The sequence below is a fragment of the Candidatus Methylomirabilota bacterium genome (assembly GCA_027293415.1).
Classification (GTDB): Bacteria; Methylomirabilota; Methylomirabilia; order Methylomirabilales; family CSP1-5; genus CSP1-5.
Genome location: JAPUFX010000020.1, coordinates 1 through 23163, shown reverse-complemented (window position 1 = coordinate 23163; position 23163 = coordinate 1). Strand labels below are relative to the sequence as shown.

General features: G+C 59.5%; 21 protein-coding genes. 13 read left to right on the top strand and 8 right to left on the bottom strand.

All coding sequences use genetic code 11. From position 1 onward, the window contains the following. Positions 1-107: 107 nt before the first annotated feature. Positions 108-854, bottom strand: a complete 747-nt coding sequence (locus O6929_01610; protein MCZ6479092.1) for a DUF362 domain-containing protein — start codon at positions 852-854, stop codon at positions 108-110. Positions 855-962: 108 nt separating this feature from the next. Next, positions 963-1448 carry a hypothetical protein gene (locus O6929_01605; protein ID MCZ6479091.1) on the bottom strand — a complete coding sequence of 162 codons (486 nt, stop codon included), beginning with the start codon at positions 1446-1448 and terminating at the stop codon, positions 963-965. Positions 1449-1758: 310 nt separating this feature from the next. On the opposite strand from O6929_01605, the gene O6929_01600 reads away from it, so the two are divergent. The 8 genes from O6929_01600 (at position 1759) to O6929_01565 (ending at position 12967) form a co-directional block, all read left to right on the top strand. Next, positions 1759-2157 carry a (deoxy)nucleoside triphosphate pyrophosphohydrolase gene (locus O6929_01600; protein MCZ6479090.1) on the top strand — a complete coding sequence of 133 codons (399 nt, stop codon included), beginning with the start codon at positions 1759-1761 and terminating at the stop codon, positions 2155-2157. Continuing rightward, complete coding sequence (locus O6929_01595; GenBank protein MCZ6479089.1) at positions 2154-2843, top strand: A/G-specific adenine glycosylase; 690 nt, start codon at positions 2154-2156, stop codon at positions 2841-2843. The genes O6929_01600 and O6929_01595 overlap by 4 nt, the downstream gene beginning before the upstream one ends. Then, positions 2840-3385, top strand: a complete 546-nt coding sequence (locus tag O6929_01590; protein MCZ6479088.1) for a cob(I)yrinic acid a,c-diamide adenosyltransferase — start codon at positions 2840-2842, stop codon at positions 3383-3385. The genes O6929_01595 and O6929_01590 overlap by 4 nt, the downstream gene beginning before the upstream one ends. Before the next feature lie 2 nt (positions 3386-3387). After that, the gene (locus O6929_01585) at positions 3388-4068 is read left to right on the top strand and encodes an HAD family phosphatase (GenBank protein ID MCZ6479087.1); all 681 of its coding nucleotides are present in this window, start codon (positions 3388-3390) and stop codon (positions 4066-4068) included. Between the two features lie 2 nt (positions 4069-4070). Continuing rightward, positions 4071-4931: a tetratricopeptide repeat protein gene (locus tag O6929_01580; protein ID MCZ6479086.1), complete on the top strand. Its 861-nt coding sequence runs from the start codon at positions 4071-4073 to the stop codon at positions 4929-4931. A 307-nt stretch (positions 4932-5238) separates the two neighbouring features. Then, positions 5239-8274 carry an aldolase/citrate lyase family protein gene (locus O6929_01575; GenBank protein MCZ6479085.1) on the top strand — a complete coding sequence of 1012 codons (3036 nt, stop codon included), beginning with the start codon at positions 5239-5241 and terminating at the stop codon, positions 8272-8274. A gap of 30 nt (positions 8275-8304) precedes the next feature. Beyond that, positions 8305-8652 carry a hypothetical protein gene (locus O6929_01570; protein MCZ6479084.1) on the top strand — a complete coding sequence of 116 codons (348 nt, stop codon included), beginning with the start codon at positions 8305-8307 and terminating at the stop codon, positions 8650-8652. A 325-nt stretch (positions 8653-8977) separates the two neighbouring features. Continuing rightward, positions 8978-12967 (top strand): VIT domain-containing protein, encoded by a 3990-nt coding sequence (locus O6929_01565; protein MCZ6479083.1) that lies wholly within the window; start codon positions 8978-8980, stop codon positions 12965-12967. Positions 12968-13024: 57 nt separating this feature from the next. Here the strand turns inward: O6929_01565 and ybgF are convergent, their stop codons facing one another. From ybgF to O6929_01535, 6 genes are all read right to left on the bottom strand, one after another. After that, a complete protein-coding gene (gene ybgF, locus O6929_01560) occupies positions 13025-13924 on the bottom strand; it encodes a tol-pal system protein YbgF (GenBank protein ID MCZ6479082.1) in 900 nt (299 codons plus the stop codon). A 117-nt stretch (positions 13925-14041) separates the two neighbouring features. Then, on the bottom strand, positions 14042-14632 hold the full coding sequence (pal, locus tag O6929_01555) for a peptidoglycan-associated lipoprotein Pal (GenBank protein ID MCZ6479081.1): 591 nt from the start codon (positions 14630-14632) through the stop codon (positions 14042-14044). Between the two features lie 51 nt (positions 14633-14683). Then, positions 14684-15991: a Tol-Pal system beta propeller repeat protein TolB gene (tolB, locus tag O6929_01550; GenBank protein ID MCZ6479080.1), complete on the bottom strand. Its 1308-nt coding sequence runs from the start codon at positions 15989-15991 to the stop codon at positions 14684-14686. Positions 15992-15995: 4 nt separating this feature from the next. After that, complete coding sequence (locus O6929_01545) at positions 15996-16769, bottom strand: TonB family protein (protein ID MCZ6479079.1); 774 nt, start codon at positions 16767-16769, stop codon at positions 15996-15998. Between the two features lie 22 nt (positions 16770-16791). After that, entirely contained in the window at positions 16792-17226 is a 435-nt protein-coding gene (locus O6929_01540) for an ExbD/TolR family protein (protein MCZ6479078.1), read from the bottom strand. Then, complete coding sequence (locus tag O6929_01535; protein MCZ6479077.1) at positions 17223-17936, bottom strand: MotA/TolQ/ExbB proton channel family protein; 714 nt, start codon at positions 17934-17936, stop codon at positions 17223-17225. Before O6929_01535 ends, O6929_01540 begins: the two co-directional genes overlap by 4 nt. A gap of 636 nt (positions 17937-18572) precedes the next feature. On the opposite strand from O6929_01535, the gene bshC reads away from it, so the two are divergent. The 5 genes from bshC to O6929_01510 form a co-directional block, all read left to right on the top strand. After that, positions 18573-20219: a bacillithiol biosynthesis cysteine-adding enzyme BshC gene (gene bshC, locus O6929_01530; GenBank protein ID MCZ6479076.1), complete on the top strand. Its 1647-nt coding sequence runs from the start codon at positions 18573-18575 to the stop codon at positions 20217-20219. A 142-nt stretch (positions 20220-20361) separates the two neighbouring features. After that, a complete protein-coding gene (bshA, locus tag O6929_01525) occupies positions 20362-21480 on the top strand; it encodes an N-acetyl-alpha-D-glucosaminyl L-malate synthase BshA (protein MCZ6479075.1) in 1119 nt (372 codons plus the stop codon). A gap of 76 nt (positions 21481-21556) precedes the next feature. Beyond that, positions 21557-21970: a DoxX family protein gene (locus O6929_01520; GenBank protein ID MCZ6479074.1), complete on the top strand. Its 414-nt coding sequence runs from the start codon at positions 21557-21559 to the stop codon at positions 21968-21970. Between the two features lie 397 nt (positions 21971-22367). After that, positions 22368-22829 (top strand): polymer-forming cytoskeletal protein, encoded by a 462-nt coding sequence (locus tag O6929_01515; GenBank protein ID MCZ6479073.1) that lies wholly within the window; start codon positions 22368-22370, stop codon positions 22827-22829. 39 nt (positions 22830-22868) lie between these two features. Continuing rightward, positions 22869-23163 (top strand): polymer-forming cytoskeletal protein (locus O6929_01510; protein MCZ6479072.1); only part of this gene is annotated, 295 nt, incomplete at its 3' end.

Below are 23163 nucleotides of genomic sequence, written 5' to 3'. Positions count from 1 at the left end.
GTGAGGAGCTTGGTGAAGTTCGTGTCGTCCCCAATGAAGTTCTCGGCGATCAGCTCGACTTCATCCGGGCCGGTAGCCCCCAGGCCTAAAGCGATGGCGCGACGGACCTACACCTGTTCCCAGACCCCCTTTGATTTCACCATCCCCCACTGCCCAAAGGCGCGGATTATCCCAAGGACCACTACATCGGCGGCGATGGGATCACCGCTTGCCAGGATGATGCCGGTTGGCGCCGCCTCCCCGGACCAGAGACCGCCACGAATCATGCTCTGGAGCCCATCCACCACGAACAGATGGGGCCGAACGGCCATATTCAGTTCCGCCACCGCGGGCTCCCACCCATCGCTGCCGTACATCCACGGCTTATTCTTGCCGTGGACGCACCCGACGGTGTTCTTGAGAGCACAACTGTAACTCGCACTGCGGTGGGTCTTGATCACGGGCACGCTGATGAGTCGCTCGGCCTCGTAGGCCGCCTTGGCCACATAGACGGTCTTCGCATACTCCACGTGGGGTGGATCCACCTTTACCCAATCCCCCTCATCAAAGGCCAGGACCTCTGCTCCCACTTCTCGGGCCACCTCTGCAATCCCTGTCTTCTCCAGGTGAGGTCGCGTCGGGAGCGAGAGCACCGCGGACATATCTCCTACTGCAAGAGACACCGGGCCTTGTGCCTTCACCAAGGAGGTGACCGACTTCACCACCCGTGGATCCGTGGTGGCCGGAGGGGGCTCACCCCAGACCACATTCGGTTTCACCAGGGTCCGCGCACCGGCAATCCTGAGCTTCGCCATCCCTCCGATGAGGTCGACCGCCCGCTCGACCATCCGAGGGACATTTTCCCCATGGACCATCGCCACGAGACTCTTCGATCCGGATCGAAACGGGTTTTTCGGCAGCGGTGGAGGCGTGCCCGAAGGCGCATCGGGGGAAAAGAGGAATGGGCGATAGCCAGCGGTGGCCTAGCGGGGACGCCGCGGGAGGGTTCGCCGGAAGGCACGGAGGTAGGTGAGGTAGCTCAGGGCGAGGATAAAGGGAGACGCCCCTTCATCCAGGGCCCAGAGGTTGGCCTTGCCCTCGAGGTAGAGATAATAAAGGTAGAGACAGACTCGCATAGGCCGGAAGTGGGGAGCACCAACCCGACAGAGGACCAGCAGCACGAGCTGCCAGGGGTTCTCCGAAAAATCCTTGAGGTGCCCGACCTCGTGCAACAGGATCGAGGTTGCCCAACGCCGGCCCCTGAGATGGTGCCGCCAGACAAAGGTGTTGCATATCAGGAAGGACTCGATCCCGAGACCCAATGGTCCGGTGGGGACGGCCCCCACATTGGGATAGATGGGGACGAAGATGACCGGGTAGCCTTGAAACTTTTCGATCCCGAACCTGGCTACGGCCCTGCCGCATATTTTCCCCACTCGCCTGGCCACTGGAAACTTCTCTTCGTTCATCCCCCGACCCTCCTGAGTGAGCATATTACCAAGCCAGACCGAACAAGACAACCATCCCCTGTCCACGCCACGAGAGCGCCGTGGCAAGCCTTGACGGTATCGGGGTGATTTGATATTGTCCCCCTGCCTCAGGCTCTAGCCCGGATTATTCACATAGAAGTGAATAATCTGCCCTCCGGGCTTCGACTCCGCCCCGCGTTTGCGGGGCGTCGCTCAGGGCTAGCCTTGCGTCCCGCCACAGCGGCGGGACGCATTATTCACGAAGACACTCCGTTGGTGAATAATGCGGGCTAGGAGGACGAGGATATCGATGGTAGTAACGGCAGGGATTATCACCCATGGAGGGCGCGTCCTAATTTGCCAACGCCAGAAAGGGACTTGGGGGGAGTACAAGTGGGAGTTTCCCGGTGGAAAGGTCGAGGACGGGGAAGACCCACGAGAATGCCTTCGGCGGGAACTGAAGGAAGAGCTAGCGATCGAGCCAGAAATCGGACCGCTCCTTTGCCGCCTCGAGCACCGCTATCCTGACAGGGACGTAGAGCTGATCGTGTTTCACATCCCTGCGTACACCGGTGAGATCCACAACCGACAGTTCGAAAGTATCCGCTGGGTGGGACGGGATGAGATTGCTCAATTTGATTTCCTCGAGGCGGATCGCCCCGTGATCGAGACGGTAGCCAGGGAAAGCCTGTTTGGTGATCGTCAGTGAGTCGAGCAGGAGTCGATCGGGCACTCAAGCGGAGCTTTCAGCGACGTCTCCTCAAGTGGTATCAATCCCAGGGTCGGGATCTGCCCTGGCGGAGGACCCGAGACCCGTATCGAATTCTGGTCTCCGAGGTGATGCTGCAGCAGACCCAGGTAGAGCGGGTCCTTGGATTCTACGACAAATTTCTCAAGCGGTACCCCACGGTGGCAGAGCTGGCGTCGGCGCCGCCCAGCAAGGTGCGAGAGGCCTGGGATGGGCTTGGCTACTACGCCCGGGCCAGGAACCTCCACCGGACGGCCAAACAGGTGCTTCACCGCCATGGCGGCCAGTTTCCCAGACGCTACGAGGAGGTCCACCGCTTGCCGGGGGTGGGTCGCTCTACAGCAGGCGCCCTGATGAGCTTTGCCTTCAACGTCCCAACTCCCATACTGGACACCAATGTCAAGCGCTTCCTCTCCCGGGTCTTTATCCATCGCCCTTCGCCAACACCGGCACAGATGGAGCGGCGGCTCTGGCGTCTCAGTGCGAGCCTGATCCCGAATGGGGAGACGTGGGCCTTTAACCAGGCGCTCATGGATTTTGGGGCGTTAGTGTGTACCGCGAAAAATCCCCGGTGCCACACCTGCTGTTTAAGCGACATGTGTCGGGCGTATCCCAAATTGACGCGCGGGGGAGTAGAGCGACGGTGAAGATCTACACCAAAACGGGCGACCAGGGCGAGACCAGCCTCTTCGATGGGACCCGGGTGCCCAAGCACGATCCCCGGGTGGAGGCGTACGGAGACGTCGATGAACTGAATGCGCTCTTGGGGACTGTTCGGGCCTTGCTGACCGATCAGGAGATCGGCGAGGTTCTCAACTCCATCCAGCGGGACCTCTTCGCCATCGGGGCCCAGTTGGCCGACCCCAAATTCGGGGAACGAAAGCGAAAGGAAAAGGTCAGGCTGAGCGAGGCCCGGGTAAAGGACCTGGAAGAGATCATCGACCGTTGCGAGACAGAACTTCCCCCGCTCAAGCATTTCATCCTGCCAGGCGGGAGCCAGGCCGGAGCGCTCCTCCACCTGGGCCGTACCATATGCCGACGGGCCGAGCGGCGGACTGTGGCGCTCAAGCAGCATGGAACGCCGGTGCCGCCGATCGTCATCATCTACATCAACCGTCTGTCGGACCTTCTCTTCGTCCTGGCGAGAGTTGTCAACCATCGGCAAGGGATACAGGAGGTAGCGTGGTAATCATGCTACGGGCGATCATCTTCGACTTTGACGGCGTCATCGTCGATACCGAGCGGTTTCACTTCCAGGCACTGCAACGCGTCCTCGAGGAGGAGCAGATCCCACTCACCTGGGAGGAGTACACCCAGAGCTACCTAGCGATGGATGACAAGAATTGCTTCCGTACGGTGCTATCGCGCCACGGGCGAAAAGCGACGGCGCAGGAACTCAAAGAGCTCACCGAACGGAAGGCCACCTTTTTTTTCAGCGACGCCGCCGATTCGGTCGCCCTCTTTCCCGGGGTCGAAGGCTTCATCCGCCAGGTCGCGCAGAAGAATCCTCTGGCCATCGCCTCCGGGGCCCTCCGGGAGGAGATCGAATTTATCCTCGCAAAGGTCGGCCTCCGGGAATGCTTCCCGGTCGTGGTCGCCGCCGAGGATGTGGAGAAGGGGAAACCCGACCCCGAGGCCTACGCCACTGCCCTGGCCCGGCTGAACCGGCTAGGCTCTGGCAAGCCCGTGAAACCCTCCGAGTGCCTCGTGATCGAGGATTCCCGCCATGGGGTAGCCGCTGCCACAGCCGCCGGGATGCGGTGCCTCGCCGTTGCGAACTCCTACCCGCCGCAGGAGCTCGCTGCTGCCCATCTCGTGGTGAAGAGCCTAGAGCATCTTGACCTGGTGCGGATCGAGGCCCTTTTTGGCTAATTATGCGAATGCGACGAGAGCGGGAAGAAGAGATCCAGCAGATCCGAACCCAGTTTGCCGGCATGGTCGCGCGGTCGGAAGAGCAGGTCGACCTGGCCGAGGCGACCCTGCTGATCGCCGCTGAGGAATATCCTCATCTAGACATCGGGGAATACCTCGACCGGATCAGGCGCATGGCCGATCGGGTCAAGGATCGGGTGAGCCTCGAACTCGACCCGTTAAAGCTCGTCGAGGGACTGAACGACTATCTCTTTAAGGAGGAGGGGTTTCGGGGCAATTCCGAAGATTATTACGACCTGAAGAACAGTTTCCTCAACGAGGTGATCGATCGTCGGAAGGGGATCCCCATCTCCCTCTCCATCCTCTATATGGAGATCGCCTGGCGCCTCGAACTCCCCCTGGTCGGGGTGGGCCTGCCGGGTCACTTTATCGTTAAATACGAGACGGCCGATCGCGAGATCCTCATCGATCCTTTCCACCGGGGAGTTCTCCTCTCGGAAGAGGACTGCCAGCGCACCCTAGACCGCATTTACGCGGAGAAGATCGCTTTCCATCGAGGACTCCTCACCCCGATGACGAAAAGGTCGATCCTGGCCAGGACGCTGAACAACCTGAAGGGGATCTATCTGCACCGGAAAGATTTCCCCCGAGCGCTCGGCGTGGTGGAACGACTGTTGTTGATCCATCCCCACTCCCCGACCGAACTGAGGGATCGGGGCCTGATCTATGGGCAGATGAACAAAATCCCTCAGGCCATTGCTGACCTCCGTGGCTATCTGGAGGCAGTCAAGGAGGCGGACGACCGGGAAGCGATCGGCACACATCTCCGCCACCTCCAGATGCGTCAGGCCTCGCGAAACTGATTTGGTTCACAGTTCACGGTTCATGGTTCATGGTGGATAGTTTCATAGTCAATTGCTCAGAGTTCTTAGCGATACCTGACTCCGTATTCTTAAACCTTGAATGACGAACTACGAACCCTTAACTCTGAACCCTGAACCATCAACCCTGAACCGCGAACCAGGCCATGAGCCTGGTTCGGGAATTCCCTTGACCCTCGCAACGATCTTCACTAGCATATAATCCCGTTTTTCAACCCATGATTTTTCCAATCTTTACGGACACAACACGGGATTCTTCGAGAAATCCTGAGTCTTGGGAGGCTAAAGCATGGATGATCGAGCCTTAAGCGAGGTGGTGACGGCTTTTGGGGGCGATATGGCACAGGCCGAGACAGACGTCGCTGAGCGGTGGGAAGCCATGAAGCGGGTTGACCCCGCTGCGACCCGCGAGGCGGCAACCCGGCAGCTCGCCTGGGAATACGCCCCCCGACCGATCGAGCACGTCTTCCCCGGAGACAACTGGTATTTCATGACGAAGGCGGCCCAGTCCCAGGCTCATATCCTCCTCCTCGACCTCGAAGATGCGGTGGCCACCACCCGCAAGCACGTCGCCCGCACCGTCCTGACTCTCCTGGTCCGGGCCCATCGGGGGCTACCCTTGACGGAAGAAGAGCTGGAATTTCTCAAGGCCAACGCGCTGCCGGCTGGCAAGGCGGAACAGCTCGAGCAGCAATTCATCCGGGAGGGGGCACACTTCGTGATCAAGCCGGAATGCCGGTTCCCCAAAGAACAGATGGTCCTGATCCGGCCGAACAATCTCCGCACCAAGTGGGCGGCCGGGGACTACATTGAGGTAGTCCGGGAAATTGGCGACCTCATCGGAGGGATTTATTTGCCGAAAATCGAGGGGCCGGATGACGTACGGGTCGCCGTCCAGATCCTCCGGGCCCTGCAGCAGGAACGGGGCTGGGTGACAGGGAGACACAGGGTCTTTGTCCTCACTGAGCTGCCCGGAGCCATCCTGACCGCGGAAGAGATCCTCGCCGTGGCCCCCGACGTGGAAGAGGCAAACCTGGGTGTCGTCGACTACACGGCGGCCACCGGGGGGCGCAGCGTGGTCCAGCAAGAGCAGTACACCTATATGCGGTACCCGCTCCTCAAACTCGTGGAGGCCTCCCGGGCTACGGGAAAAGCGGCCGGGACGGGAATCACCGTGAAGCTGAATGCGGATGACACCGAAGTGGACACCGTCCGGGCCATTGCCCTCGGGATCCATCGCAAGTGGAGTGTCCATCCCGCGCATGTTGAAGGCATCGCCAGGCGGGCTGCCGAATTTCCCCCGATCCCCCGGAAGCGTATCGCCTTCCCCGAAATTTCCCCTTTCAACCTTGAGCAGCTCAAGCGACTGGCGCAAGAGGAGAAACCGATCCTCCCCCCCCTCGTCTTCGTCCCTCGTCCCGTGACCCTCTGCCGATCGGTGGTTACCGTCGCGGGCCACGATCTCGACGGACTGCGGGCTGTCCTCGCCTCACCTGCCGATATGGTGATCATTGACGTCGAAGGCATCTCCGGATCTAACGGGCAGGAGCCCCAGCGCAAGCTGGCGCAGCTGTGTCGAGAGGCGGTTCGCCCCGCCCAGGTGTTGGCCCTTCAGATGGACCTCGGGAGGTCCGAGGCGGTTACAGAACTTCAGCAACTGCTCCAGCTTTTCAAGGAACGGGTCCAGGCCCTTATCCTGCCCGCCGTCGACCATCCACGCGCTGTCCGGCATGCCGCCGGTCTCCTCACCGGATCCGAGCGGGAGGTCGGCCTCCCAGTCGGCTCCATCTCCTTAGGGGCGCGGATCAGTCAGCCTGAGATCATCGAGCGTGAGGCCTATGCCGTCGCGACGGCGAGCCGACGGATGATGTGGATCCTCCTCGACCTCAAGGGCGTGCAACCGAAGGAGGACTTGGACGATCCAAAGACCAAAGGATATTACTACTACCGGTCAGCGCTGGTGGCTGCCACGGCCGCGGCGGATATCGACGCCGTGGATGCGATGAGTGACGCCGCACACCTGGAAGAGGAGACCCTCTTTTCCGCCAATCTCGGTTTTCACGGGAAAATAGTCACACCGGATCAGGTCGAGCGCGTCAATACCGTGATGAATCCCCCCCGAGCCGGCGAGCAACCCGTCCAGCCAAAAGGACCGGGGGGTGAAGCGTTCAGGGCGCGATGGATCAACTCCGTGGAGCGGGCCCTCGAGATCCTGGAACTTTACGCCACCGCCGACCAAGAGCGGAACCTGGGCGCGGTTGCGTACAACGACCCGGTGACCGGCCAACCCGAGCTCGTGGATGCGGCAACCGCCCGCATCTATTACCGGCAATTGGAGCGGGCGCTCAAGGCAGGACAGCTTACCGACACCGAGCCGGAACGCTACGTGACAGCCCGGGACCGGCTGCTCCTCGCGCTCAGACCAGGTGGGATGGAGCAGGTCGGCGAGGCGGTCTTCCCGGGGGAGAAGTTGCAGGGAGATGCCGTTTCGGTGAGTGCTTGGATGGTGCAAGCATTCGCCAAGACTTCTGGGGATCGGAACCGCTACCATCTGGACCGGGCGTATGCAGAGAAGTCCCGGTTTCAAAGACTAGTGGCTCACGGACTCTTCACGTTGAGCAGCATGCTGGCAGGCCTTGGCCGCGTCGTGCCTGCCTATGGCCTCGAGTCGCTCGAGGCGCACTTCCGGGCCCCGGTCTACTTCGGGGACACCATCATCCCCCTGGCCGAGGTACAGGAAGTCTTTGAGGGAGGATGGGCGGCACTCCGGCTGAGCGCGGTCAACCAGGAGGGGAAGGTCGTTTGCGAGGGGACGGCCACCTTGCGACCCGAGAAGTCTGGAGACCTCCTATCCGTATCCCCTGATGAGCTACCCTGGGTCCGGCAATGGGCCCAGGATGTGACCCCCTCCGTTCCGTCAGTGGTTTACGACTTTACCAACCCGTCAAGTCCCCGCCAGCAGAGCTTCACCAAGGCGATAGACGTCGAGCTCGTAAAAGCCACCCGGGCCCTCTTTGGCCCCCTCTACCCTCACCAGGTGAGCACCCTGCTCGCCCTGGGAACAATGGCCATGACCTCGGCCGAAAGCTCGCCCGGCCACCTCCTCCTCACGGTAAGGGTGTCTCATTTCGGCCTTCCCATCGAGGCCGGAGACCAGCTCAGTCTCTCGGCTACGGCGCCGCCGCCGGACCAGATCCGGCGCTCCCAAAAGGGGAAAGGAACCCCGATTGTCCCGATCGATATTGCAGTAAATAATCAGCGCGGCGGAGACGTTCTTAAGGGACAGGTGGTCAAACTGATGGAGGAGCAGCAGCCGGCATCTTAAGCGGTGCAACGCACTGTATCGGTTCAGCTTATGGCGGAGCAACGGGTGAGAGGCCTTAGAGGCATCCTGTTTTTCGTGGTGGCCTTCGTGGTCGTCTTGGGGACAGCCACCTGGGCCGCTGCGCAGTGTGCCTATCCTGCACTCGAACTTCTCGAATTCGACTACGTGAACAGTCCTCAGATGATTCACAAGGGGACGGACGGGCATGCGAAGGGAAAAGTCTGTGTCACCGCCCCGATCCGAAAGGCTGATAATAAGGAGGAGAGTTTCTCGAGGCTCCAGTACGAGTACGAGGGGCGTCTCCTTGTTCTTCACACGCTGCTCCGTTGGCTTAACCTGGACGCGGCCGCCGAGGCCTGGACCCCCCTTCCCCAGTAGCCACCCTCTCTCCTACCGTTCTCTCCCACACGGTCTCAGAGATTCATGAGGAAAACATCTCCGCAACCCACCTCAGTCTGGCAGACCTTTTTTACCGAGGCCACCGACTACCGATAGGAACAGCTAACCCTCGCCTTCCTAGGTCCCAGTCCCTCCAGTACCCCGCCCGATAGTAAGCACTGTTGCTACTCCTCCAGAAGATTTCGCATTCTCCTATTTTCTGCCTGGAACTTTCTCTCGATTCGGCTGTCTAAGCTGGTTGAAGACCCGAAAAATTGACGATCACAAGGTATCTAGGACCTTAAACTCTCTAGAAGGGCGGGCCGTGAAAAAACTGAATCTTTCGCTCCTCGCCGTGCTCATCGCGGCGTTCGTAGTCAGCGGGACAGCCTCCGGTCAGGCCAAGGCTGAACAGCCTAAAGTCGACCCCATTGAACAGGACATCACGCAGGGAGCTCTACGCGTCGAAACGGCTCATGGCGTTGTCGAAATTCCCCTTCGACACACGGATGTCCAGGCGGACATCTCTGGTTTTATTGCCCGTGTAAAAGTCACACAAACGTTCTTCAATCCATACGATGAAAAGATCGAGGCGGTCTATGTCTTTCCGTTACCGCATACCGCGGCCGTGGACGATATGACCATGGTCATCGGTGATCGCCGGATCGTCGGCGTGATCAAACGCCGCACTGAAGCACGCGCGATTTACGAGCAGGCACTCACGCAAGGCCTTACGGCGAGTCTCCTCGAGCAAGAACGGCCGAACATCTTCACGCAATCGGTCAGCAACATCAAGCCGCACCAGGAAATCGTCATCGAGATCTCGTACGTCGATGTCCTCAAGTACGACATGGGCACATACGAGTTTCATTTTCCCATGGTTGTGGGTCCGCGCTACATTCCCGGTGCTCCTATCTCCAAAAAACCTGACTTGCCGGACGAACTGAAAGGCAAGGTCGGGACAGTGAAAGGACCGACAGAGGGACCTGATCCAAAAGGCACCGGCTGGTCACCGGATACCGACAGAGTCAAGGATGCATCTCGGATCACACCGCCCGTGCTCAAGCCCGGATACCGGACCGGTCATGATATCAGTCTTTCCGTTCGACTTGACGCCGGGGTACCAATTCAGGACATCAAAATCGTCAATCACCAGGCGAGCCTAGACCGGATCAATGAATCCCGCGCCGTCGCAGCCCTCTCACCCGCCGACTCTGTGCCGAACAAAGATTTCGTCATGAAATACGCCGTCGTCGGGGAAAAGCCGGAGATGGCTTTGTTGGCCCATTCCAAGGGCCCCGGTCAGGGCTATTTTCTGCTCATGATCCAGCCAAAGACCGATGAGCAACTCGCCGAGGCGCCTCCGCGCGAGATCGTGTTTCTCATCGACGTGTCCGGTTCGATGAGTGGCGCGCCGACGCAAAAGGTTCAAGAGACGATGCGGCAGTTTTTCAGACTGAGCAAGGCGGGCGACACGATTCAGGTTGTCACCTTTGCTAGTCGAGCGACCAAACTGTTTAGGGATCCCGTCCCTGCGACGGCGGAGAACGTTGCACGCGCTCTCAACTTCACCGAGGGGATCCGCGGTGGGGGCGGGACCGAGATGCTCAAAGGAATCAAAATGGTCTTAAGCGAGCCGCTTGATCCCGAGCGGGTTCGGATCGTCGTGATGCTCACCGACGGCTTTATCGGTAACGAGGCCCAAATCATAGAGGAGGTGGGCAGACGTGCCGGGGATCGGATCCGGTTCTGGGTCCTCGGCATCGGCTCGTCGCCAAACCGCTTCCTCCTCGACGGGGTCGCCAAGGTGGGTGGAGGCATGTCCGCTGTCATCGAATTACGCACTGACCCGACGGAACTCGTCACGCAAATCGCCGAACGCATCCACCGCGCTCAACTGGCAGAGATCCAGATCGACTGGAACGGACTTTCCGTGTACGAGACCTATCCCCGGAAAATTCCCGAATTGTGGGCCGGCCGACCGGTCATATTGTTTGGCCGCTACGGGGACGGCGGAAGTACCACGATCGAACTCTCGGGACTGGCGGAGGGCGAACCGATCTCTTACGCCCTCGATGTGACTCTGCCGTCCGAGGAACGAGAGCACGGCGTCCTGTCCAAGGTATGGGCCCGAAACAAGATCGCAGACCTGTCCTCCCAGATGTTCTATGGCGACACGCCTGAAGTGGTACAGGAGATTACCCGGATCGCGCTCGATTATCGCCTCATGACGCAATACACCAGTTTCGTCGCCGTGGACCAAAGCGAAGTCCCCCAGATCGGTGAGGAGCTGATTCCGCCCCGGCGGATGGTTATTCCTGTCCCCCTGCCCGAAGGCGTCAGTTTCGAGGGTGTTTTTGGACCGCTCGGCGAGGAAGAATCGATCGCCCAGGACCGGCTCGACCATCCCATGCCGTACAAGGCCGTGCCAACTATGAGACGAAAGGGATATCGGACTGCGACACAGCACAGGGGACGTGGTCAACTGAATGCACCAGCGGCTCAGTCTGCCAGGAAGATGGCGACGGGAAGGCCGTACCAGATGCGTAGGGAGGCCGCTGCCTCGAGTTTTGCCGGTGGGGGTGGCTTGTTCAGCATGAGCGAAGCCAAGAACGTACAGCGTTTCGCCTCACCCAAGGAAGCACAACTCGAAGATAGAGACATCTCTCGTCGTATGACCGCCCCCCTCTTTGGAAACTGGGCTCAGATGCGCCACGAAGAGGCAAAGAAGGTCCTCGCAGGATCACAAGAACTTCACAAGAAGGGCAAACTCGAACCTGCCCTCTTCCGGTTTCAGCATGCACTGGTGCTCGAAGCCGGGTTCCTCTCCGTCAGCCCCTGGAGCGACGACGGCACGGCCGGTGCTGCGGCAGGGGCAATTCGAACACTGATGGAAGAAATTGCCAAAAATCGAGCACAACGTACTCCGGGTCTTGCCAAGCGACTCGATCTGGTGATCCGAGATCAATCGCTTGAGGACGCGATCCAGGCGATAGCGAGGGGCGCCGGCTTCAAGGTAGAAATTCTACCCGGGAGCCTGGCTGATGCCGCGGAAATGCTGAACGTCTCTGAGATCCGGGTAACATACCTCGATCTTCGTCGGACTACCGTCGCCCAGGCACTCGATTGGCTTCTCACGCCAGCGCATCTGACCTGGCGAATCGACAAGAAAAATACGATCACGGTGGGCACATCGCGACGTCTGCCAGGAACATCTGCTTGGGTCTATGTCGTCGGCGACCTCGCGAGACCCTCAGAGAAAGAAATTCCCAATACAGTCCGGAACGAAATAGCCGTACGAGCTGTCAAGAAATTCCTCAACGCCATCCGGATCGTCATCAACCAAAAGGGAGAGTCTGGGCTGAGCCCAGGATCCGCCGTGCTCATCGATCCCGCACATCTCCTTGTCTATGGAGACAAGGAAATTCATGGCAGAGTTGCGGCGTTTCTCAATGCGCTAAGAGACCCAAAATGGGATCTGACGAATACCAGGGGATTCCAACCATCGCACAAGCAACTCCAGACGCTTCGCCGTCTGCAAAAGGAAGTCTCGATGCGATGGGCCGAACGCTCTGAGGATCGCAAGAAGCGAATGGCGGCCTATGAACGACGGCGGATCCTCACCGCCCTAGACACCTTCTCATGGCAGCTTCTTGCAAGTGCCTATCGAGGGCGGATAGACGATGAGGCACTGATCGAGCTTCACGTTGCTTGGGGGAGCCCAAGCATCACAAAGATCGTTGAAGGGGCGAACAGCTGGGTCACTATGCGGTCCGCGTGGATCATCAGCGAGGCGGCACGAACACATTCGAAAAACAAAGAACTCCGCATGCTCGCTGAAAATGTGCTTGCGGTCGTAAAGAAGCAGTTTGCTCCCGCCATCAAGACGCTGAAGAAGAGACCAGACGGTCCAGGTCCCTACCTCAGCGCACTCTACTCGGTCCTCTCGCTTGAGAATGGGAAGGCTCTCAACGCCGATATCGACAAAAATGTGGCAGTCACCCTCGCTGACGCAAAGCGCTTGCTGGCAAAGCAAAACAGCATCTCACGCCTGGCGACCGCGCGCGTGCTCGCAGCAGCCCTGTTTACACCGTCGCCACAGACGGATACGGCGCTGTTGGAGGCTATATTTGCTCACCAAATTCAGGGGGATGATCTTGTCACGCTTGCCGCCATCGCAGCGGGGCATCGTGGTGGGAAGGTGTGGGGAACATTCCGCGAAGAGCTGCCCTATATCGTCGGTGATCAGCCGTTGAACGGTAACGTGATCTTGATCGTGAATCGTTTGGCAACGCTTCGCGTTGTATCACGGTGAAAAAGGAAAAATGAGGCGATTTGCCGGGGTTGGGGGGACGGTTGGGAGACCTTATTATTAGAGACGTTCCATGCGGTCCTGGGCCAGCCGAGCTTCTCTGGATCTCGGAAACCTCGCCACAAGTTCCCTCAGGACTCCTTGCCCTTGAGCAGGTTCCCCGAGCTCCAGGTAGGCATAGCCCTGCTTCAGCATCGCACTTGGAACCTTGGGGCTCTCAGGATACTTATTGACGAGTTTATGAAATTCCCGGATCGCCCTCAGGAATTCCCGCTTACTGTAATAGGATTCGGCAAGCCAATACTGAGCGTTGGGGACCAGGCTGGTCTTGGGAAAGAAAGTCAGATAAGTTTTGAAGCTCTGGATGGCCAGGTCATAGTTCCCCTTGGTGTAATCACTCAAGCCATCCCGGTACACTTTCTCCGGTGAGGGCATTGACCCCTGCATGACCTGTTGGCCCGGACTGGCAGCGGCAGGGTGCTGTAGCGGGGTAACGCCTTGGCCCAAGGGAGGCAGCGGCTGGCCGGTCGGCGACGGGGTCGAGATGCCGGGTCGAGCCGTCGCCCCAGGCGGTGGGGGAACAGTTGACGGAATGGCGAGCTGACCCGCCACAGAGGTGCCCCCAGGCCGCACCGGTTCTCCCCGCAGGCGGGCCACTTTCAGCTCGGTCTGATCCAGCCGCTGGCTCACTTCCGACAGGCGGTGGCTGTTCTCCTCGAGCTTGCCCTGAATCATCCGGGTTTCGACTGACAGCTCCTCGAGGCGAGCCACCATATCTGTCGCGGACGTCCACCCCTCCTGCCCATCGCTGACGCCCTCCTTTTGGGCTATGGCGTTCAGTTCGACTCGCATGCCTCGCACATCGTGCTGAAGACTCCGGAACTCTTCCTGAGTCACCACGCATGCACTGGTGAGCAAGGCGACGCCAACGAGGAGGGAACAATTAAGATAACGCGACATCATCTCTCCCATCATGTTAACACCGATACGAAGGGTTTGGCTACCACCATTCGCAGGAGGGGACGGCAATGTCCGCCCCCTCCTGTTCTAATCAGACCGATCGGAAATCAAAATCGTTTATTCAACCACGACAAAGTGGCCCCGACGGTTACATTGCCATGCGGTCTCGTCATGCCCAAGGCAAAAGGGCCGCTCCTCGCCGTAACTGATCGTCGAGATCCGGTCGCTATCGACACCCCCGGCCATCAGGTAGCCGCGAACCGCCTTTGCCCGCCGTTCCCCCAACGCCAGATTATACTCGTTGGTCCCCCGCTCGTCGCAGTGCCCCTCGATCACGACGCGCAACCCGGGATTTTCATTGAGTACCCTAAGGTCTTCGTCCAGGGCCTCCCTGGCATCCGGCCGGATGACGGACTTGTCATAGTCAAAGAAGACATCCTGGATCGTGACCGGGCCCTCCTCTGTCTCGACCACGACGACCTCCTCCGGGACCACCACGACCTCCTCCTCCACGACCGGCTCGACTACCACGACCTCCTCCGGAGCGACCGCTGCCAGACCAGCTGTCTGGACCTCGGGCTTTTTGGGACACCCGCTCAAGAGCAGTGCCACGGGCAGGAGGAGGACCAAACCCAACAGAGGTCCCCGCCAGCTGACCATCGAAGCAATTACCCCTTTCCGGTGCAGCTCCCTCGCCTCTCTCACCATCCTTTCCTCCTTTCTCTGGTGTGATCCGTATCTCCAGGGCACCGATCGACCTCAGGGAGACCAATCCGGAGCAAAATTGATGAAGCCATTCCGGGTCAGCCGTCTCTGTCCCGATCCATCGGCATGCATCAAATAGATATCCTTCTTCCCACCACGGGTTGACATAAAGGCCAGATGACGACCGTCAGGCGACCAAGCGGGATCTTCATTGGAACCCAAGGTGGTCATCTGCTGAACCCCGGACCCGTCAGGGCTCATGAGGTAGATCTGAAACCCGCCGCCTCCCCGGTCAGAGATAAAGGCAATCTTATCACCCCGGGGGGACCACTTGGGGGAGGCATTATAGTTTCCCTTAAAACTCAGACGGTGGAGATTCGTTCCCTCGATATCAATCACATAGATCTGGGGAGAACCGCCCCGGTCCGAGGTAAATGCAATCTGTCGACCGTTAGGAGAAAAGGAGGCGGAGACTGAAATCCCGATGCCGTTAGTGAGGCGCAGCAATCCCCCCCCCATCCGCCGCATCAGATATAGGTTCGTCCCCCCATCCTTGCTCAGAGATAGGGCCAGCCACCTGCCGTCTGGAGACCAGGCGGGGGAAATGTTCAGCCCGGGCAAAGCTGACACCTTGTCCCGCCGTCCGGTCTCGAGGTTGAGGAGATACAGATCGGGATTGCCATCACGATAGGACGTATAAGCCAGCAGCCTCCCATCGGGGGAGAAGCGGGGTGAGAGGTTGATGGACCGGTTCCCCGTAACCAGGACAGAATTGCGACCATCGTAATCCATGAGGTAGAGTTCGGTGGCACGCTTCGTCTTACTGGCATAGGCGATCCGCGTCGCGGCGATTCCTCGCTCGCCGGTGAGCCGGAGGACCACCTCATCGGCCAATCGGTGGACCATGGTCCTGAGGGCCTTGACATCCCCGAAGTACCGCTTCCCTCCCAGAAACGTTCCTCGGGCAACATTATATACACGTCCCTCCAGGATCAGATCATTCCCCCGCATCGTGAGCTCTGCGGCCACCATAGCCTGGACCTTCAGTTTATTCAAGGGCGGCAAGACCTCTTCCTCTGTGCCCAACTGGACCTCCCGGGCTTCGAACGGGAGAAAGGAAGGCGGCAAGACCTCGAAGATCAATGAGAACTCCAGGTCATCCATCAGGATTGAGCTCGCCTGGGCCGCCAGATCTGCCCCGCCCGATTCCAAGTGGAAAGGGGCCAGTCCGACCACGGCAACGGGGATGCGCTGGATCACCGTCCGCGTGACCGTGATATCCACCTGGGTCCACCCGCTAACGGGCGGCAGTCCGCCCACCAGGACGAGAAAGACCAGGAAGCTCCGTCGGAGGGCTTTCACGCCGTCACTCTCCTCGCATCTCAAAATGGAACCGCACCAGGAGCGTCTCCTCCGGAAAGAGGGGGGGGAAGGGAGGAAGGGGAACTGCCTCCTGGACCGCTCGCAGGGCAGATTGGTCCAAGAAGACACTCTTCGAAGGGCCCAAGACATGGATACCGCGGACCAGGCCCGAGCGCAATACCGTGAAGCCCAGCGTCACGCTCTCCACCTGACCTCGATTAAGAGTCAAGGAGGGCTCGATCCACCGGCTGCTCACCTTCGCCTGGATCGCTGTCAGATAGTAGCTCAAAGAGGGATCATCCTTCTCGGTGGTTACGCTGCTCTCTGAAACAACCCCTGGGGGTCCTCCTAGGCTCCGGGAGGGTGGCAGAACGGTCGGAACTGCGGCCTGGGCGATCTGTGGGGGTGGGGTGGGTTTAGGAGCTTGAGGCGACTTCCGTGTCACCTTCCGCTTCCCGGGCAGCGCCTGCGCCTGCGGAGGAGCCGGTCGGACCTGCGATTTGGCCCTGGACGCCTTCCTCTTCGGGGGTGGGGTGGATGGGCTAACCTGAGTCGAAGCCTTCGGGGACTTCACCTTCTTCACAGGCGGCGCCTTCTTGCGGGATGGCGTCGCCCTTCGAGCCCCCGGAAGCTCCACCAACTTTACTTCGTATGCCACTGGCACGTGAAACCGTTGTCTGTAAAGGGACGGAGTAAGAAAGACCCCGGCAAAGACCAAAAAGTGGAGCACCAGGGAAAAGGCCACATTAACGGCAAAATCTTTCCCCTCCCCGTTCATCTCCAATGGGTGTCCGATCCTCCTACCGCCTCCGCTCGCTAGGAAGCAGGGGTTCGGTCACCATGCCCAGCCGGTCGATCCCGGCCTTATTCACCACGTCCATCACCTGAATTACCACCCCATAGGGAACCTTCTCGTCAGCCCTCAAGAAAATCGCCGCCTGGGGATTCCGCTTCTTGAGGCCGGTCAAGACCTTTTGCAACCGACCCAGGGTGATCTGCTGATCGTCTAAATAGACAACCTTTTGCTTGGTGATGGTGAGGATCAGGCGCTCTTCGGGATTGACGTTCCTGGTCTCGGTCCGAGGGACCTGTACATCAATGCCCCGGATCATCATGGGCGCGGTGATCATGAAGATGATGAGGAGCACCAACACCACATCCACGAAAGGCGTAACATTGATCTCCGACAGCGCGCCGCCAAGCCGGTTCTCTGATCCAGGGAGTTGCGCGCTCATCGTCCCACTGCAAGACGCCCCGCGAGGCCCATAAATTCCATGGTAAACAGATCCAACCGGGTCCCGATGCCGCGGATGCGATTCACGAAGTAGTTATAGCCGATGACCGCCGGTATTGCCGCAGCCAGGCCCGCGGCGGTGGCGATCAAGGCCTCGGCAATCCCTGGGGCGACGGCCCCGAGATTGGCGGATCCCGCTGCCCCGATTCCGACGAAGGCATTGATAATGCCCCAGACCGTTCCAAAGAGGCCGATAAAGGGCGTCACACTTCCGGTCGTGGCCAGGAAGATGAGGTGGCGTTCCATCTGGGAGAGCTCCTTCAGGCTGGCATGCCTGAGCGTCCGGCCGACCCCTTCCAGGACCTCACCACTCTGTCCTTGAGGCGCGGATGGCGCTGTTCCCCCGGGATCGGCGCCCAGGTGCGGGTTTCCCTTCACGTGATAACTCAGTTCCCGAAACCCCTCGCGAAAGAGAGCCGCCTCCGGAGAACCGAGATACCGCTTGGCCTCTTCGTAGGTCGCACTCAGATTTTTGGACGTCTTGAACACGTGAAGGAAAGCGTCCGATTGGCGGTCGGCGGCTCGAAGAGTCCTGAGCTTCATGAAGGTGATGGCCCACGACGCGATGGAGAAAAACAAGAGGATGAGAAGGACCCCCTTGGCCACCGGCCCTGCTTGAAGGACGAGATGTATGACACTGATGCTACTCATACCGTGTCATCTATAGCACGGTCCTATGGGGGCGTCAAGCCATAGTACCTTGACATTCCGCCACTTTACCTGAACCTAACAGCCCTGGGGCAGCCTTTCCGAGAAGGACGTAGACTCTGAGAAGAGGAACGGATTATCCGCCCTCCTTGCGGGGATGGCTGGATGGTCGTCGAGGGGCCGGGGTGGGGTGTTCGGCGCGCTAGGCGACTTTCTCTTCTTGAACTTTTGCGCGGTCCGAAGGAACACTGTGTGCGGATTCTTCGCGCGATTCGTCAACCGAGAAGTCCGGGCGCGCCCGCCACTTGAGAGTCGATCGGATAATTCCGATCTCCTTGTCCTCGAAGCCCCCTTCGTTTCCGAAAACTCTGTCCATGGTCTCTCACGGTGAGAATGAGAAATAGCCGCTGGGGGAAAAAGCAATAATCGTGCCAGAGATGGTCAGAGACTCTTCCTCCCAACAATGGTCAGACGCCTTTCGCCGGCAAAAGTTCCATCACGACAGGGGACTCATTGCTCCCTGTCTGGTGCCGGCGTTGAGGATGAGTCAGCTCCCTTCGTTGACAACCCCGTACCCCTCTTGTTAAGGTGAGGAATTGTCTGTCAACTAACAAAAGGGAGGCATTCAGCGAGCCTGCAATGATAGACAGGGTACGATTTGACGCCATAGACGTCGCTTCCCTCCCCCGTGTTAATCCTATCTTCAGGGATTATCTAAAAGGGGCGCCTGCACTCCGCGATTTTTATCGATGGGACCCTCGCGAGCCGCAGGAGCAGCTTCTTCAGTTTCTGACCAGCCGGAGCTACCCCCGCGATCAGCTTGTGGCTATCCTCACCGATCAGAACCGCGCGTGGGGAGCGGGGAATGTACTTCTGGAGAGCATCGCGCGCTTGCGCGACCCCCAGGCGGTGATGGTGGTGGCCGGTCAGCAGGTTGGACTCTTCGGAGGTCCTCTCTATACCCTCTACAAGGCTCTCACAGCAGTAACCGTGGCCCGCCAGGTGGAGTCGCAGTGGCGGGTCCCCTGTCTCCCTCTCTTCTGGATGGACTCGGAGGATACCGATTTCGCCGAGATCGACCACCTTTCATTGCCGGACCACCAGGACCAGATGGCGCTTCTCCGCTACACCCCGACCGAAGGTTATGGAGCTGATCTTCCCGCGACTCACGGAATCTCAACAACGATCGGAGATGTCTTCGCTGCTCTCGAGCAGGCCGTGGGCTCGGCTCAGTGTCAGGAAAGCGTGCTCAAACTGCTGCGAGACTGCTATAGCCCCGGGACAACCCTGGTCCACGCCTTTGGCCGACTCCTGAGCACTCTTCTCGCGGAGCGAGGGCTAATCGTCGTGGATCCGTCCGATCCCCGTCTCAAGGGCTTAGCGCGCCCCCTCTTCCAGCAGGAGACCAGCACGGCCCCGGCCTCGGCTGGGCTGGTTCAAACCGCCTGGGAGAAGCTTCGGGGCCTCGGATACCGTCCCCAGCTCCGGATGCGGGGGCAAGGCCCGAACTTCTTCTACCTGGACGGGGGACGGCATACCATCAAAGGGGAAGATCACGGATTGGCGACGGCCGGTACCCGGAGGTGGAGAAACCGAGAAGAATTACGGGAATTCGTGGAAGCGGCACCGGAACACTTCAGTCCGAATGTTGTCCTCCGCCCGATGATGGAAAGTTTTCTGTTTCCCGTGCTCGTCCATGTAGGCGGGCCTCACGAGATTGCGTACTACGCCCAGCTTCGGGGGGTCTTCGATCACTTCGAAATCCCGATGCCTTTCCTCCTCCCCCGGGGAACTTTCACCCTGGTGGAGGGACGAATCGAGCGACTCCTCAAGAAACATGACCTAACCTTTTCGGCCCTCCAGGGAGATTCCGAGAGGGTCGTGAGCCGTGTCCTTCGTGGCTCCTTGCCCAAGACCTTCCTGGCGAAGCAAAGGCGAATCCTCCAGACGATTCTGAAAAACTTCGAGGAGCTCGGGGCGATGGTTTCGGCTCTCGATCCCACGCTAACTCCCCGTGTTGGCGCAGCCGAGGGGTTGGTCAAGAAGCAGATGGAAGAGGTGGAGCGAGACCTCCTCCGCTCGTTCAAGCGGCGCAACCACGAGATACAAACCCAGGTTCTCCGGGTTCTGGCCCACTTGCTGCCCGGTGGAGAACTCCAGGAGCGGGTTTACGGATTTATCCCGTATCTCTGTCGTCACGACCTGCCCCTCATCGACCTGATTGCCGCAAGCATCGACGGACCGGGATGGGATCACCGACTCATCTATCTGGGGGCATCTCGCTGATTTCGATGACCGATGACCTCCGACCACCGTTACTCGATGACCGATGTCCGATAACCGACAACCGACCACCGCTGGATTTCGAAATTCGACATTCGAAATTCGAATTTAGCTGTGAACCCTGAACAATGAACGAGAAGCTCATATGAAGATCGGCATCACCTGCTATCCCACCTACGGCGGAAGCGGAGCCATTGCCGCAGAGCTCGGGATCCATCTCAGCCAACGGGGACACGAGGTTCACTTTGTTAGCTACGCTCTCCCCTTCCGCCTCCCCACCTTCCAGCAAAACATCTTCTTTCATCAGGTAGAGACAATGTCCTACCCTCTCTTCGAGCACTCCCCGTACACCATCACCTTGGCGGCCAAGATGGTAGACGTCACGCAGGCAGAAGGGTTGGATCTGCTCCACGTCCACTATGCGATCCCCCACGCCGTCTCGGCCTTCTTGGCCCGGGAGACACTGGGGGGCCGAGTGAAGGTGCTCACTACCCTGCACGGGACAGACATCACCCTGGTGGGTACTGATCCCTCACTTCACTCGATCACCCGATTCGCCATCGAAATGAGCGACCAGGTCACCGCCGTCTCTTCCTACCTGGAATTGAGGACCCGCCAGACCTTCCAGCCCAACCGGCCCATTCGCGTCATCCCGAACTTTCTAGATAGCGCCAGGTTTCGTCCAGGGCGAGAAGCGGAGGCCCGTCACTGCTTCGCTCGCCCGGGGGAACGGATTCTGCTGCATCTCAGCAACTTCCGCCCGGTCAAGCGAGTCACCGACGTCATCCGGATCTTTGCAGCTGTCCGGCAAGAGATCCCGGGGAAGCTCCTCATGGTAGGGGATGGGGTCGAGCGGACCACGGCCCAGCACCTAGTCCGAGAGCTGAACATCGAGAAGCATGTGGTCTTTCTGAGCCGCCAAGAGGACATTCCGGGCCTCATGAAGCTCGCTGATCTTTTTCTGCTCCCGAGTGAACTGGAGTCTTTTGGGTTGGCGGCCCTGGAGGCTATGAGCTGCGGGGTGCCGGTGATCGCCAGCCGGGTTGGTGGCCTGCCGGAGGTGGTCGAGGATGGAGTGAGCGGAATCCTTTATCCCGTGGGGGATGTAGAAGGGATGGCCCAGGGTGCCATCCAGGTCCTCGCGGACGAAGCGTTACACGACCGGATGGCACAGGCAGCCCGCCAGCGAGTCCTGGATCACTTTGACGCTGACCAAGTCGTCCCTCAGTACGAGGCCCTCTACGAGGAGCTTCTCGAGCACTGATGTCGTCCTCCGGCGCTAGGGCGCCAACGCCCAGTAGACTGGGACCGAAAATCAACCCCCAGAATTGGAGGCCCAGATGCGCCGTCACTTCGACAGTACCATTCCGAGCCTCGCCCTCAACCTCCTTCGTATCATTACCGGCTTCCTGCTCATGCCGCATGGCGCGCGGAAGCTGCTCGGCATGTTTGGGGGGGTCGGCGGTCAACCTGGTGCAACGGCGCCGCTCTTCTCGCTCACGGGCCTTGCTGGCGTCCTGGAGTTTTTCGGTGGCCTGGCCATCCTCCTCGGACTTTTCACGCGTCCGGTCGCCTTTGTGCTTTCGGGCCTCATGGCGGTCGCGTACTTCATGGCGCACGCCCCCAAGGGATTCTGGCCTCTTCTGAATCGAGGTGAGCTCGCGGCCATATACTCTTTTGTGTTCCTCTTCCTCGCGGCGGCCGGCGGAGGGGAACTCAGTATCGACGGGCTGCTCCGCAAAAGAAAGCGATGATAGGCTATCATCATCTCTGAAAGACTCTCAGGTTGACCGGGATGGGCGGACGTGAGCCCTTTCAGGGAATCCGCATGGGATGGCAGGGAAATCCCCCTCTTTTACCTGCCTAGTCCTCCCACCAGAGCCGACCAGTCCCCTCCCCCCTTAACAGATACGAGGTGATCCTGCTGGGTGTGATGGTGGACCCTGATCTTGCTAGAAGAAATGCTTACAGTGGAATCGGGCAATGAGGCATGAAATTTGCAGTTGTCCATTCAAGGCTTCCCCTTAACATCGAACATCATCGCTTTCGCTTTTTTCTTGCTCGATTTGCGAGGAATCGCTGGAGCAATACTAGCGTGCGGGTGTTCCGTAGGCAGAGGTACTGACCGAACCCAACTAAAAGGAGGCTTCGATGCTCAGACGCACAACCGCCGAAAGATATACTTCTTCCGAATCTCCCCACGAGGGCGACTCCCCGGTGCCAACCACCCTCCTGACCATCGCGGGAAACTCCGCCAAGATCGAGGGAAAGTTCGACATCACCGACTCGATTCAGATCGAGTGCGAGATTGGCGGCGAGCTGAAGGTGGGCGGGAAACTCGTCATTGGCCACAAAGGCTCCGTCCGTGCCGACGTACAGACCGTAGACGCCATCATCCATGGGGAGTACGAGGGGAACATGGTGGCGACCGGGAGTGTTGAGATCACTCCCACAGGGCGGGCGGACGGCAACCTCGAGACGAATTCGCTGGTTATCTCCAAAGGCGGATTCTTCAACGGTAACGTGGCCAAGCTGAAAAAGAAGTCGGAAGGCGAGGAAGAAAAACCTCTGGTTCACCTGGTGAAAGACAAGCACCTGGTCAAGCAGAGCTAGTCGCAGGGGGTCCTGCTCCTGCGGGGGGGTACCTTTCTCATGCTGTGGAATTCGCGTAAGCCCGCAGCCAATCAGACCGGGATCATGGCCTTCATCGGCGAGGGCTCCGAGATTGAGGGGAAGTACAGCTTCACCGGCACTGGAACTGTCCTGCTGAATGGCAAGTTCCATGGCGAGATCACGACCACGGATGTGCTCATCATCGGGGAGAAAGCCGTCGCCAACGCTACCATCCGGGCGGGGTCGGTGGTGATCTGGGGTGAGGTAGTGGGCAACGTCCTGGCCAGCGACCGCGTAGAGCTCAAGGGGGAGGCTCGAGTTTTCGGCAACATCG